Origin of the sequence: Massilia rhizosphaerae (assembly GCF_016093545.1) — a bacterium.
Taxonomy (GTDB): Bacteria; Pseudomonadota; Gammaproteobacteria; order Burkholderiales; family Burkholderiaceae_D; genus Telluria; species Telluria rhizosphaerae.
Genome location: NZ_JADKYX010000010.1, coordinates 88806 through 102205 on the forward strand (window position 1 = coordinate 88806; position 13400 = coordinate 102205).

9 protein-coding genes are annotated in these 13400 nt (G+C 70.2%); 3 read left to right on the forward strand and 6 right to left on the reverse strand.

Annotation, left to right across the window (positions count from 1 at the left end):
- The first annotated feature begins 28 nt into the window (after nucleotides 1-28).
- Nucleotides 29-430, forward strand: coding sequence for a hypothetical protein (locus ISF28_RS16035; RefSeq protein ID WP_198118176.1), 402 nt, complete (start codon nucleotides 29-31; stop codon nucleotides 428-430).
- On the opposite strand, the gene ISF28_RS16040 is transcribed toward ISF28_RS16035, so the two are convergent.
- Nucleotides 427-3288: a glycosyl hydrolase 115 family protein gene (locus ISF28_RS16040; protein ID WP_198118177.1), complete on the reverse strand. Its 2862-nt coding sequence runs from the start codon at nucleotides 3286-3288 to the stop codon at nucleotides 427-429. The genes ISF28_RS16035 and ISF28_RS16040 overlap by 4 nt on opposite strands.
- The gene (locus ISF28_RS16045) at nucleotides 3285-4562 is read right to left on the reverse strand and encodes an SGNH/GDSL hydrolase family protein (RefSeq protein ID WP_198118178.1); all 1278 of its coding nucleotides are present in this window, start codon (nucleotides 4560-4562) and stop codon (nucleotides 3285-3287) included. The genes ISF28_RS16040 and ISF28_RS16045 overlap by 4 nt, the downstream gene beginning before the upstream one ends.
- Nucleotides 4563-4677: 115 nt before the next feature.
- On the opposite strand from ISF28_RS16045, the gene ISF28_RS16050 reads away from it, so the two are divergent.
- On the forward strand, nucleotides 4678-6045 hold the full coding sequence (locus tag ISF28_RS16050) for an enolase C-terminal domain-like protein (RefSeq protein WP_198118179.1): 1368 nt from the start codon (nucleotides 4678-4680) through the stop codon (nucleotides 6043-6045).
- Here the strand turns inward: ISF28_RS16050 and ISF28_RS16055 are convergent.
- A complete protein-coding gene (locus ISF28_RS16055) occupies nucleotides 6033-6950 on the reverse strand; it encodes a LysR family transcriptional regulator (protein ID WP_198118180.1) in 918 nt (305 codons plus the stop codon). The two genes, ISF28_RS16050 and ISF28_RS16055, sit on opposite strands and share 13 nt — an antisense overlap.
- A gap of 136 nt (nucleotides 6951-7086) precedes the next feature.
- Here ISF28_RS16055 and ISF28_RS16060 point away from each other — a divergent pair, with 136 nt between their 5' ends.
- Nucleotides 7087-8466 carry an MFS transporter gene (locus tag ISF28_RS16060; protein ID WP_198118181.1) on the forward strand — a complete coding sequence of 460 codons (1380 nt, stop codon included), beginning with the start codon at nucleotides 7087-7089 and terminating at the stop codon, nucleotides 8464-8466.
- Nucleotides 8467-8625: 159 nt separating this feature from the next.
- Here ISF28_RS16060 and ISF28_RS16065 read toward each other — a convergent pair whose 3' ends face one another.
- From ISF28_RS16065 to ISF28_RS16075, 3 genes are all read right to left on the reverse strand, one after another.
- Complete coding sequence (locus ISF28_RS16065) at nucleotides 8626-11022, reverse strand: putative bifunctional diguanylate cyclase/phosphodiesterase (RefSeq protein ID WP_198118182.1); 2397 nt, start codon at nucleotides 11020-11022, stop codon at nucleotides 8626-8628.
- A 224-nt stretch (nucleotides 11023-11246) separates the two neighbouring features.
- Nucleotides 11247-12206 (reverse strand): chemotaxis protein, encoded by a 960-nt coding sequence (locus ISF28_RS16070; protein ID WP_198118183.1) that lies wholly within the window; start codon nucleotides 12204-12206, stop codon nucleotides 11247-11249.
- Nucleotides 12207-12359: 153 nt separating this feature from the next.
- Nucleotides 12360-13328: an MYG1 family protein gene (locus ISF28_RS16075; RefSeq protein ID WP_198118184.1), complete on the reverse strand. Its 969-nt coding sequence runs from the start codon at nucleotides 13326-13328 to the stop codon at nucleotides 12360-12362.
- Nucleotides 13329-13400: the final 72 nt, after the last annotated feature.

Below are 13400 nucleotides of genomic sequence, written 5' to 3' on the forward strand. Positions count from 1 at the left end.
CTGTCCCGTTTCCCACGAAAGACCCACGATGAGTTTCGACCTGATGGTATTCGCTCCCGAGGCCGCGCCGGCCAGGCGCCCCGCCTTCCTCGACTGGTACGAGGAACAGACGGCGTGGCTGGAAGACCACGGCGGCATTGACCCCGCCGCCGCCGCGCCCGCGCTGCAGGCGTTCTACACCGACCTCGCCGCCGAATTCCCGCCCGCGCCGGCCGACGATCCGGACCCCGGCTTCGGCACCGAGTACACCATCGGCCGCGCCCTGATCTATATGTCGTTCCTCGACTGGGACAAGATCGACGCGGCCTGGGAAGCCGTGCATCGCCTCGCGGCGCGGCACGAACTGGGCTTCTTCGACGTCAGCTCCGACCTGGGCGAAGTGTGGCTGCCCGACCGCAAGGGCGGGCTGCGCGTGGCGCACGCCGATTAATCGGCCCGCACGCGCGGGCTTTCCGGCGGACCGAGATAACTCGGCTTCAGCCCACCTGCGTCGATCACGACCCGCTGCAGCACGAGGCCCGGATCCAGCGCCCAGAACTTGAGCGTGTGCCGGCCCGCCGCCTTGATCTCGTGCGCCGTCGTGAACTGCGCGACGCCGTCCGACACGATCTTTTCCCAGTGCTCGAGCGACCTGTCGGCGTGGACGTCGACGACCTGCGGCGCCTCGTCGTCGATCGACACGACATAACGGAATCCCGGCCCCGGACGGAATTTCAACGTGGGGGCCAGCGTCGCCTGCACGTTCACCTTGCCCGGCTCGAACAGATACACGTCGTATTCCAGGCGCATGCCGTCGGCCGGCGTGACGGCGGGCGCGTCGGCCGGTACCGTCGTCATGCCGGACAGCGTGCGGCCCAGCCCCGGCACGCGCAGCCATTCATGGCCGTGCGGCGCGTACGCGCGGCTGTAGTGCTCCGCCTCGATGGCGACCGTGCCGCCAGTCTCGACGAATCCGGACACCGCCGCGTCGCGCCGGTCCGCGTGGCGCAGCGGGACGTCGACGGTGGCCGCCTGCCCGTCCGCACCGCGCACGAGCACGTGGCCGCCGGCCGCCCCGGCCGGCACCTGGTCCCAGCGCACATCGACCGTGATGCGCTCGGTCTTGTCCGTCGTCCCCTGGGCGTCGCTCAGCACGATCCACGCCTGGTCGGCTCGCGCCGTCCAGCTCACGGGCGCCGCGCCGCGGTCGAACACCTCGATATACCGGTTCGACTTGTCGAACGGCTCGAACGCCGGCAGGCGCAGGCTGCCGGCGGCCGGCCACGCGGCCTCACTGCCCTCCACCGCCACGCCCAGCGCGGGCGCGGCCGGCACGGCGATCTCGCGAACGTCGGGCATGATGTTGGTCGCCGGGTCGCGCCAGCTCGTGTAGCCGATATGCGTCTGCGCCATCATGTGGTTCCACTTGCCGCCGTGGATCTCGTGGTATGCGCGCGAGATCGCGGCGTCCCGCGCGAACAGGTCGCGCGCGCGGGCGGCCAGGTCGTTCGTGTCGGCGCGGCCCTGGTCCGCATGGATGCGGTTGGCCTGCACCGTCGCATACAGCTCGCCCAGCGTGCCGGCCGCGAGGACGGGATGCTCGACGAGCTGGAAGAACGCGTCGCGCCGGGCCGGCGCCAGCTTCGCCTTGACGCGCTCCACGCGCGCGGCCAGGTCGCGCCAGGCGGCGACGATGCGCTCGGACTCGCGGTAATTCGTCGCGCTGTACGTGCCGGGTTCCAGCTGCTCGGGCTTGCGGCGCCCGTTGTAGCGGGTATAGGTGGCGACGATGTCGGCGATTTCGGCCGCATTGTCCGCGCCGAATTCGCGCGTGGCCCACAGTGTCAGGTAGTCCGGCAGGCGCGCGGCGGGCCATGCGGCCGGGTTCCACGCGTAGGTGAGGAAGAATTCCGTCGGCACTTCCATCGGCTTTAGGTCGCCCACGTTCACCACCCACAGGCGGTCCGCGCCGAGGCGCCACGCGAGATGCATCTGCTCCCACACCTTCGGCAACGGCGTCACGTTGATCCACTTGTACGAACGCGGACCGCCCACGTAGTCGAAGTGGTAGTAGATGCCGGCGCCGCCGCTGCGCTTGCGCTCATCGAGCGTGGGCAGGCGGCGGATATTGCCCCAGTTGTCGTCGCACCAGAGCAGGGTCACGTCGTCCGGCACACGCATGCCCTTCTCGTAATACTCCTGCACTTCCTTGTACAGCGCCCACACCTGCGGCACCTCGGGCAGCGGCTTGCCCATCGTCTTGGCGATCATCGCGCGCTGGTCGGCGACGATCCGCTCCAGCAGCGCCACGTTGGACTGTTCCGACATCGGCTCGTCGCCGTCGCCGCGCATGCCAATGGTGATGACCTTGTCGAAGTCCTTCGCGCGGTCCAGGCCCTGCTGCCAGAACGCGCGCAGCACCTCGCCGTTGCGGCTGTAGTCCCACGGGCCCTTGCCGTACTTCGCCCATTCCGCGTGGGCGCGCATCAGCGGTTCGTGGTGCGACGTGCCCATCACGATGCCCATCTCGTCGGCCAGCGGGCCGTTTTCGGGGTCGTCGTCGTAGAACGCGTTGCCCCACATCGCGGGCCACAGGTAGTTGCCGCGCAGGCGCAGGATGAGTTCGAACAGCTTCCCGTAGAACTTGTGATTGAAGCCGCCGAATTTTTCCTTGGCCCAGCCGGACAACGCCGGCGCCTCGTCGTTCAGGAAGATGCCGCGGTAGCGCACGACGGGCGCGTCGGCGACACGCGTGCCGGCCGCCACGGCCAGCACGTCGTGGTGCGGCGCCGGCACGTCGGCCCACCAGTTCCACGGCGACACGCCGATCTGCTCGGACACCGTGTACAGCCCGTAGATCGTGCCGCGCTTGTCGCTGCCCGCCACGACGAGCGCGCGCGCCACGCCCGGCAGCGGATTGCGCACGGTCTGCACGAGATAGCCTTCCCACTTGCCGCGCAAGCCCTGCGCATCGATCCTGTTTTCGCGCGCCAGGCGGTCGATCAGCGCGCTTTTCCCGAGCGTGCCGACGATGACGACGTCGGGGCCGGGCGCGACGCGCGCCCCGGATTCCAGCAACGCCGGCCGCGTGCCGGATACACGCTCCACGTCCGCCTGCAGGTCGGCGGCCGCGCGGCGCACGCCGGCGAAGTCGTTGCGGTCGACGACGATGCGCGCGGCTTGGCCGGCGCGCGCCAGCACGACGGCGTCCTTGCCCGCATCGAACGTCACGAACTGGCGCTCGCCCAGCGCCCATGCCGGCTGCGCGGCCGCGAGGGCGAGCATGGCGGCGGCGACGACTGATCTCATAGGTCTCCCGACAGATGGCAGGACTTGAGCTGCTCCAGCGGCACGGCGTCGGCCATGGCCCGGTAGCCGGCCGGGGACGACGGGTGCAGGCCGTCGTTGTCCAGCGCCTTTTGCAGGTGGTCGGGCCGCGCCGGGTCGCGCAGCGCCGCGTCGAAATCGACGACGCCGTCGACGACGCCGGACGTGCGGATCCAGCGGTTATAGGCGAGACGGTCGGCCTCGTTGTCCGGCCCCGGCGCGTAATAGCCGCTGCCGCCGTACGGGGTGATCGTGGCGCCCAGCACGCACACGCCGCGCTCGTGGGCGCGCGCGACGATCTGGCGGTACGCCTGCTCCAGGCCGTCCACCAGTTGCGCGCGCGCCGCCGGGCTGTCTTCCTTGTTCCGGTGCTGCACGCCGAAGTCGTTCACGCCGATCATGACGATCGCGTGCGACACGCCGGGCCGGGCCAACACGTCGCGATCGAAGCGGGCGACGAGGTTCGGCCCCAGGCCGTCGTGCAGCATGCGCCCGCCGCCGATGCCCGCGTTGACGACACCGACGTCCGTCATGCCGGCGCCGCGCAGGCGCACCGCGAGGGCATCCGTCCAGCGCGCATAGGTGTCGGGCTTGACGCCGTAGCCGTCCGTGATCGAATCGCCGATCGCGACGACCGTGTGCGCGGCCGGACCGGCCAGGACCTCGACGCCCGCGATCTGGTACCAGCGCGTGAACGTGTCGGCCTGCGTCCAGTGCGCGGCCCGCACCTGGTTGCCCGGCACGCGGAAGCTCGTCGCGCGCGCGCCCGGATGGCCCGTCTGGCGTGCCGGGGCCTGCGTGAAATGCAGCGAGATCGCGAGGTCGGCGCCGGCCGCATGCGCCAGGTCGACCGGGTCGCTCAGGTACTCCCCGCCGGCGGGAATCGTGACGCCGGCGGCGCCGTCGAAGCGAAGCGGCCGCAGGCTGGCCGCGTGGACGTCGGCCTGGCCGGGCGCCGTCGCCAGCGCGACGCTGCCGGCATCGATCACGAGGGGCGCCGTGCCGAACACGTTACTCAGCTTGACGCGCAGCGTCCGGGCACCGAGCGACACGCGCACGATCTGGCGCAGGCTCGCGTCCTGCCATTGGGCGGCGGGCAGTTCGTTCTGGCCTTCCGGCACCAGTTGCGCACTACCCCAGGAGGCGACCCAGTGGTCGCCGGCGGGTGGTTGGGAAGCCGCACCGCCCGGGAGGGCGGCACAGCCGGCGAGGGACAGGGAAAGCAGGCCGGCAGCCAGAATGCATTGACGCGACATCGTTATTCCTTCACACTTGGGGGACCAATGGTTGCGCTACCATTCTAGTTTAGATATATGTTACGGGCAACCCGATATATTTTTTTCGTATGCCCGACATCACCAGGAGACCCACATGACCCCGATCCGGCGCGCCGCCAGCCCGACCATCACCGAGATGCAGGTGATTCCCGTGGCCGGCCGCGACAGCATGCTGCTCAATCTGTGCGGCGCCCATGCGCCCTACTTCACCCGTATCCTCGTCCTGCTGAAGGACAGCGCCGGCAACACCGGCATGGGCGAAGTGCCCGGCTCGAACGGCATCCTGCGCGCGCTGGAAAAGCTCGTGCCGCTCGTCATGGGCACCGAGGTCGCGCGCTACAACCGCACCTTGAACGTGCTGCGCGCCGCGATCTGCGGCGTCAGCCACCAGGTGACGTCGAGCGCCGAGGAAGCCGTCATGAAGCAGCCGCACGAAATCAACCTGCGGCTGGAGAACGTCGTGACGGCCGTCGAGGCGGCGCTGCTCGACCTGATGGGCCAGCACGTGGGTGTGCCGTTGTGCGAACTGCTCGGCAACGGCCAGCAGCGCACGCACGTGACGATGCTCGCCTACCTGTTCTACATCGGCGACCGCAAGCGCACCGACTTGCCATACGACGGCGCTGCGGCGCGCGACGGCTGGTATCGCATGCGCGACGAGGAAGCCATGAACCCCGAGCAGATCGCCGACCTCGCGAGCAGCGCGGTCGACAAGTACGGCTTCACCGACTTCAAGCTCAAGGGCGGCGTGATGCGGCCGGAAGACGAAGTGGCCGCCGTCGCGGCGATCAAGCGGCGCTTCCCGCACGCGCGCGCGACGCTCGACCCGAACGGCGCCTGGTCGCTGAGGGAAGCGATCGAGGCGTGCAAGGGCCAGGGCCACGTGCTGGCGTATGCGGAGGACCCGTGCGGACCGGAACAGGGCTACTCGGGCCGCGAGATCATGGCCGAATTCAAGCGGGCCACGGGCATCCGCACGGCGACGAACATGGTGGCCACCGACTGGCGCCAGATGGCCCATTCGCACCTGCTGGGCGCCGTCGACATCCCGCTCGCCGATCCGCACTTCTGGACCATGCAGGGCTCCGTGCGCCTCGCCCAGCTGTGCCACGACTGGGGCCTGACGTGGGGCTCGCACTCGAACAATCACTTCGACGTGTCGCTCGCGATGTTCACCCACTGCGCCGCCGCTGCGCCGGGCGCCATCACGGCGATCGACACGCACTGGATCTGGCAGGAAGGCCGCGAGCGCCTGACGACGGAGCCGCTGCAGATCGTCGGCGGCGAAGTGGCCGTGCCGGACGCGCCGGGCCTGGGCGTCGCGCCGGACATGGAACGCATCCGGGAAGCGCACGCGCTGTACAAGCAGGTCGCGGGCGGCGCGCGCGACGACGCGGTGGCGATGCGCTACCTCGTGCCCGGCTGGACCTACGATCCCAAGCAGCCGAGCTACGCGCGCTGACCCGCGCCGTCCGGCCCGCCCGCGCAGATGTCGAACACCCAGCGCCGCAGCCAGCGGTGCGCCGGGTCGGCTTCCATGCGCGGGTGCCACATCATCGACACGGTGAGCACGGGCGTCGCCACCGGCAGCTCGAACGTGTGCATGCCGTCGCGCAGCCGCGCCGTGTGGCGCTCCGGGACGTTGGCGACGAGGTCGGACGCGCGCGCCAGCGCGAGCGCCGTGGCGAACGAGCCGACCAGCACCGCCACCGGCCGCTCCAGCCCCAGCGGCGCCAGCGCCGCATCGATGGCGCCCCGTTCGCGCCCGCGGCGCGACACGGACACGTGCCGGCACGCCGCATACCGCGCCGGCGTCATTGAACCCGCGGCCAGCGGATGGCCGGCCCGCACGGCCCCCACGAAGCGGTCGCGGAACAGCGCGCGCGTGCGGATCTCCGGTCCCGTCTCCTCCCCGATCACGCCGATCTCGAGGTCGATGAGCCCCTCGCGCAGCGGCGTGCTGTCCTTGTTCACCTTTTGCACGAAGCGCAACCGCGCGCCCGGCGCGTCGCGGTCCAGGCGCGCGAGCAGCGCCGGTCCGTAGTTTTCCACGAAGCCGTCCGTGACGCGCAAGGTGTACACGCGCGCGATCGTGGCCGGGTCGACGTCGGATAGGGGACGCAGCATGCGCCCGGCGTCCTGCACGAGGGCGCCGGCCTGCGCGCGCAATTCCTGCGCGCGCGGCGTCAGCACGAGGCCCCGGCCCGCCCGCACCAGCAGCGGGTCGCCCGTCACGTCGCGCAGCCGGGCCAGTGCGCGGCTCATCGCCGACGGGCTCAGTTTCAGGCGCCGCGCGGCGCCGGCCACGCTCCCTTCGGTCAGCAGCACGTCGAGGGTCACGAGGAGGTTCAGGTCGGGCATCGTCATGCCGGCACGATAGCACAGCCGCGCGGCGGCAGACCCCGCATGGCGCCGCGCGCAAGGTGTCATTGCGTCCGGCGCGCCTTCCGCCCGCGCGCTGCATGGCCTAGTCTGCAGGACGACGACACCCACCGGAACCACGATGACGACTTCTCCCGCCACACTCTCGAAAACCGCCAACGCCGACCGCGCCCTGCCCGGTCTCGCGCTGGCCGTGCTGCTGTCCTCGTTCGGCGCGAGCGGCGCCAACGTCGCGCTGCCCGTGCTGCAGCACGCGTTCGGCACCGGCTTCGCGGCCGTACAATGGATCTTGCTGGCCTACCTGCTGGCCGCCACGGCCGCCTCGGTCGGCGCGGGCCGCCTCGGCGACGCGATCGGCCGGCGCCGCGTGCTGCAGGGCGGGATCGCGCTGTTCGCGGCGGCATCGAGCCTGTGCGCGCTGGCGCCGACGCTGCCGCTGCTGGTGGCCGGGCGCGCGCTGCAAGGCCTGGGCGCGGCCGTGATGCCGGCCCTCGCGATGGCGCTGGCCGCCGCGCGCCTGCCGCAGGGCCGCACCGGCCGCGCCATGGGGCTCTTGGGCAGCATGTCGGCCGTCGGCACGGCGCTCGGACCCGTGCTGGGCGGCCTGCTGCTGGCCGGCCCGGGCTGGCGCGCCATCTTCGTCGCGATGCTGGCGGCGGCCGGCGCGACGCTCGTCCTCGTGCGGCGCGTGCCGGACGACGCGCACGCGCGCCCGTCCGCCGGGGCACCGTTCGACGTGCGCGGCCTGCTGCTGCTCGTCGGCCCGCTGCTCGCGTTCGCCCTCGCGTCCACGAGCATCGGGGCCGCCTGGCGCGGCTGGCTGCTCGGTGCGGCCACGCTGGGTGCCGTCCTGTTCGTCCGCTCCCAGGCCCGGGTGCCATCGCCGCTCGTGCCGCTGGCGCTGCTGCGCGACCGCATCCTGGCATCCGGCTTCGCCATGAGCGCGCTCACGATGGCGCTCATGATGACGACGGTGCTCGTCGGTCCGTTCTATCTCGGGCATGGCCTCGGGCTACCGCCGGGCGGCGTCGGCCTCGCGCTGGCGACCACGCCGATCGTCGCGGCGCTGGGCGGCGTGCCGGCGGGACGTCTCGTCGACCGCTACGGCGCCGGCGCGGCCGGCATCGCGGGCCTCGCCGCGATGGCCGGCGGTTGCGGCCTGCTGGCCCTCATGCCGCTATGGTCCGGCGTGGCCGGCTGGGTCGCGCCGCTCGTGCTGCTGGCCGCCGGCTACGCGCTGTTCCAGGCCGCGAACAACACGGCCGTGATGCACGCCGCCGGGGATGCGCGCCGCGGCGTCGTGGCCGGCTTGCTGAACCTCGCCCGCAACCTGGGGCTGATCGCCGGGTCGGCGCTGCTGGGCGCGGTGTTCGCCGCCCACCCGCGCGGGACGGCGGCCGAGGTGGCCGCCGCGACGCGGGCCACGTTCGCGCTGGCGACGCTGTTGCCGCTGCTGGGCCTGGGCGCCGCGTTTCTCGGCGGGCGCGCCAGGCGGCGCTAGGGTCTATCTGATTGACATGTTTTGCCAGCAGTCCCGGTAGGGTGGGCACCCCGTGCCCACCAAACCCAAGCCGGTCCGCGAACGCATGGTGGGCACAGGGTGCCCACCCTACCCGCTCGATATCCGCAGACAGTCAGACACACCCTAGTTGCGCCGCGCTCACGCCGCGACCGTGGCCGGCACCTCGCATTGCAGGAATTTGTCGAATTCCGGCAGCGCCATCGGCCGGGCGAACAGATAGCCCTGCGCCTCGTCGCAGCGGCAGTCGCGCAGCGTTTCCATCACCTCTTCCGTCTCGATGCCCTCCGCGACCACCTTCAGGCCCAGCGCATGGGCCATGTGGACGAGGGCCGCGACGAACTCGTCGCCGTTCGCGTCGAGGCTCTGCTCCAGGAAGTAGGAGCGGTCCAGCTTGAGCACGTCGACGGGAAAGCGCTTCAGGTACGACAGGCTCGAATAGCCGGTGCCGAAATCGTCCAGCGCGAGTTTGACGCCGAGCCGCTTGAGGCGCCGGAGCACGTCGACGGATTGTTCGGTGTCCTCGATCAGGGCGCTTTCCGTCAGTTCCAGTTCCAGCGCGCGCGCCGGGAAGCCGGATTCGCGCAACGCCTGCTCCACCTCGGCCACGAGGCTGGCCGTGCGCAGCTGGCGGGCCGACACGTTCACGGACACGTGCAACGTGGTCCCGTACTTGTCGCCGAGGCGCTTGCCCACGCGGCAGGCTTCCTGCAGCACCCAGCGGCCGATCGCCTCGATGTGGCCGCGCTCTTCCGCGATCGGGATGAATTCGAGGGGCGACACGCGCCCGAGGTCCGGATGGTGCCAGCGCAGCAGCACTTCCACGCCGCGCAGGCGCAGGGTGCGCACGTCCACGCGCGGCTGGTAGTAAAGCTCGAACTGGCCCAGTTCCAGCGCGCGCCGCAGCGCCGCCTCGATCTGCAGGCGGCGCCGCGCCTCCACGCTCATCTCCGGCTCGAAGAACTGGTAGGAGCTTGCGCCCAGCGCCTTCGCCCTGTACATCGCCGTGTCCGCGTTCTGGAACAGCAGGTCGGCCGTCACGCCCTCCTGGCAGGACAGGCTGATGCCGATCGACGCGCCCACGCACATCTCGAGGCCGTCGATGTAGAACGGCACGGTCAAGGTCTTGAGCAGCCGCTGCGCGATGCCGGCGGCGGCTTCGCGGCCCGTGCAATGGGCCGCCACGACGAATTCGTCGCCGCCCAGCCGCGCCACGACGTCGCCCGGCCGCATGCACGACTGCAGCCGCTGCCCCACCTGCTGCAGCAGGACGTCGCCGGCCGCGTGGCCCAGCGAATCGTTGACTTCCTTGAAGCGGTTCAGGTCGATGAACATCACGGTCGTCGCGGCCTGGCTGCGCTTCTGCGCCAGCATCGCCTTCAGGTGGCCGTTGAGCCACGCCCGGTTGGGCAGGCCCGTGAGGTCGTCGCGCGTGGCCAGCTGTTCCAGCCGTTCTTCCGCGCGCTTGCGGTCCGAGATATCGTGGAAGAACACGGACAGGCCGTCCTCGCGGGCGTACACGCGCAGGCTGAGCCACGTACCGGCCGGCTCGTAGAATGCCTCGAACGACGCGTTCTCGCGCAGCTCCATCGCGCGCCGGTAGGTGCGCGCGATATCCGTGTCCGCGAGGCCCTGCGCGAGATCCCACAGCACGCGGCCCGTCGACTCGCCCGGCGGCACGCCGGCGAACACCTCGGCCAGGGTGTTGGCGTAGGTGATCTCCCAGTTGCGGTTCACCGAGAAGAAGCCGTCCTCGATACTTTCCAGGATCGTGCGCACGTGCGCGTGCGCGTGCTCGACCCGGTGCAGCATCTCCCGTTCGCGCGTGATGTCGCGCGACACGAGGACGGCGCCGAACACGGTCCCGGTGACGGGGTCCGCCACCTTGCGCGCCTTCGTCCCCAGCGACACGTAATGGCCGTCGCGGTGCTGCTTGCGGACTTCGACCGCCTCGGCGATGTCTTCCCCGGCCAGGATGCGCGCCAGCACGTCGGCGGCGGCCGCGCAGTCGTCGGGATGCAGGAAACGGAACACGGGCTGCCCCACCATCTCCGCCGCCTGCCGGCCGATGACGGTCTCGTACGACGGCGACACGTGGAGGTAGCGGCCCTCGGCGTCGCAGTGGGCGATCAGGTCCATGCTGTGATCGACGATCAGCCGGTGCTCCGCCTCGCTCCTGAGCGCCCGGTCGAGTGTCGCCCGCTGTTCCGTGACGTCGGCGAACGCGCCGGCATAGCCCGCGCAGCGGCCGTCGGCCGCCACGCGCGGCAGGCCGGACATGACGACGCGCCGCATGGCCCAGTCCGCGCACCGGACCTGGACGTCGAGCTCGAACGGCGCCTGGCGCGCCAGCGCGTCCGCGACGGCGCGCGCGGCGTCGGCCCCGTCGGCGGCGACGCGCTCGCGCAGCCAGTCCACGAGCGCCGTGCCGCTCGTGAGGGGCGGCAGCGGGCCGGTGCCTTGATCGACGGCGGACGTGCAGATGCCTTGCGTATCCGTTGTCCAGATGCTCGCGATGAACGATGTGGGCTGTAACATGGGCTGAAAAAGTGGGAACCGGAGTCTATGCGACCATTATGCGTCGATAGTGTTTCCGTAGGAAAACTCTTACGAGGATTCGGTGCAAAGCGTTGCCCAGCTACAACTGAACGGGGCGCGCGGCGACACCGCCGACGCAGAGTCGGTACCGGGGCGAAGTCGGGTGAAGGCGGTGCGGGGAGCGCGGCCCGGCCAATGTGGCCGGCACCGCGCGGAAAAACGGATTACTGGCGCAGCAGCGTGCGCAGCGTGCGCGACAAGTCCTCGGCCGAGAACTTGGCGACATAGGCGTCGGCGCGCACGTTCTTGACGTGTTCCTCGTTCGTCGTGCCGGACAGCGACGAGTGGATGACGACCGGCATATTGCCGAAGCGCGCATTGGACTTGATGTTGCGGGTCAGCGTGAAACCGTCCATCTCCGGCATCTCGAGGTCGGTCAGCACGAGCGCGACCTTGTCGTGCACGGTCTTGCCTTCGGCCTCGGCCGCCTCGGCGATGTGGTTCAGCTGGTCCCAGCACTCCTTGCCGCTCTTGGTCATCACGAACGGCAGGCCCATGGCGTCCAGTCCCTGCTCGATCAGCGCGCGCGCGACGACGGAATCGTCGGCCGCGAGGATCACGGCGCCCGGCTTGAGCTTCATCTTGTCGCCCACGGCCTGCTCGACGTTTTCCGTGTGCGCGTCCGGGTTCAGGTTGCGCAGGATCGTCTCGACGTCCAGCACCTGGGCCAGGCGGGCGGGCTCGCCGTCCACCGCTTCCAGGCGCGCGATGCTCGTGACCATGCCGCTGCCGGCGCTGCGCTCGGCCGACATCACCTGCGTCCAGTCGAGGCGCACGATTTCTTCCACGCTTTCCACGGCGAATGCCTGCGTGGTGCGGGCGAATTCCGTCACCAGCATGATGTTCAGGCCCGTCACGGGCGTCACGCCGGCGATGCCGGGCAGGTCGAGGACCTGGATGATCTGGCCGCGCAGATTGACCACGCCGAGGACGTGATCGGGCGCGCCGGCGACCTTGGTGATCGTCGGCATGGCGACGATCTCGCGAATCTTGAAGACGTTAATGCCGAACAATTCGCTATGTTCGCCATTGGCGTCGCCGCCGAGGCGGAAGAGCAACAGCTCGAATTTGTTCGTGCCCGTAAGGTTGCTGCGCTCGTCGACTTCCTGCTGAACCGATTTCATGTCTCATCCCAGAGAGGTTGATTCTTTTGGGAAATTCTAGACGTGAACCGGCCTTCGGTGTAACGACGAGCTTGAATCTTGGTAACTTTTTGGCGATTCCGTTCCAAAAAACCACACAAGTTTGACGAATTCGTAACGCGGGTGCCGCCCGCCTCACGCGGCCGGCGCCCCCGTCGGCGCCGCATCGACTTCGCGCAGCGCCTGGCGCGCCATCTCGAGGATGCCTTCGTACGATTTCGCCGCCGCGATGAAGCGCCCGTTGTGGCAAAACCCCGCATCCGGCACGCCCGTGACGGCCGCCAGGTCGGCGTCGCGCAGGCCGGCCCAGGCCGCCGGCAGGTCGGCGCGCGCCTCGAAGCTTTCGGCGCTGACGGGCACCGTGTGGATCATGTGGCGCTGCTCGGCCAGGTTGTAGCTGATGACGAACAGGACTTTCGGCATCTCCTTGCGCACGACGGCCGTCCACGGCAGCGCCCCGTTCTTGAGGAACAGCACGCGGCCGCCCTCGAGGACCTCGGCCCGGCGCACCTGCTCAACGGCGAGCAGCGCGCCCACGCGGTACTTGACGGCGTTGATCATCAGGTCGGTGAGGAGGTCCAGCACGCGCCGGAACTGGGCGTCGCGATAGGCTTCCGCGGCGGGGCCGTAGCCCAGCCGCTGCTCGTCCATCCAGTTCGGATTGAAGCCGGACACGATGGCGGACAGCCCGTAGCTGCCGGGCGCGTTGCGGGCCGCTCCGACGTCGGACAGGTCGAGGTATTGCACGACGTCGGCGTCGATCGCATACGCCATCTGCTGCGCGACGTCGTCCGACAGCTTGTAGCCCGCATGGCGCTCGGCCAGCAGCGCGACGCAGCGTGCACCGTGCTCGCGCCACACGAGGCCCGCGCTGGCATACGGCACGCCGCTGACGCGGGCGCCGTCGAAGCCCTTCTGGTGATGGTCGAAGCGGCCCGCGGCCGGGTCCCACACGCCGCCCACGTCGATGGCGACGTCGGCCTTGGCAATTGTAGCCGGGTCGCGCGTGCGCACGAGTTCCGCCTCCGGATACAACAACAACAGGACGGCCACCGCCCACGCATCGTCCGCGTGGAATTTACCGCCATGGGTCACGATCAACATGCTTGCTCCAGTGTGAATGCCCGGCACCGCATCGTTCGCATGCGCGCCACATGCCGGATGATACCGGCTTTG

Bases quoted from the DNA above. Each gene is read 5' to 3' on its own strand.
- ISF28_RS16045 (WP_198118178.1), bottom strand. From the start codon at position 4,562: ATGTCGCGTCAATGCATTCTGGCTGCCGGCCTGCTTTCCCTGTCCCTC.
- ISF28_RS16055 (WP_198118180.1), bottom strand. From the start codon at position 6,950: ATGACGATGCCCGACCTGAACCTCCTCGTGACCCTCGACGTGCTGCTG.
- ISF28_RS16040 (WP_198118177.1), bottom strand. From the start codon at position 3,288: ATGAGATCAGTCGTCGCCGCCGCCATGCTCGCCCTCGCGGCCGCGCAG.
- ISF28_RS16050 (WP_198118179.1), top strand. From the start codon at position 4,678: ATGACCCCGATCCGGCGCGCCGCCAGCCCGACCATCACCGAGATGCAG.
- ISF28_RS16065 (WP_198118182.1), bottom strand. From the start codon at position 11,022: ATGTTACAGCCCACATCGTTCATCGCGAGCATCTGGACAACGGATACG.
- ISF28_RS16035 (WP_198118176.1), top strand. From the start codon at position 29: ATGAGTTTCGACCTGATGGTATTCGCTCCCGAGGCCGCGCCGGCCAGG.
- ISF28_RS16060 (WP_198118181.1), top strand. From the start codon at position 7,087: ATGACGACTTCTCCCGCCACACTCTCGAAAACCGCCAACGCCGACCGC.
- ISF28_RS16075 (WP_198118184.1), bottom strand. From the start codon at position 13,328: ATGTTGATCGTGACCCATGGCGGTAAATTCCACGCGGACGATGCGTGG.
- ISF28_RS16070 (WP_198118183.1), bottom strand. From the start codon at position 12,206: ATGAAATCGGTTCAGCAGGAAGTCGACGAGCGCAGCAACCTTACGGGC.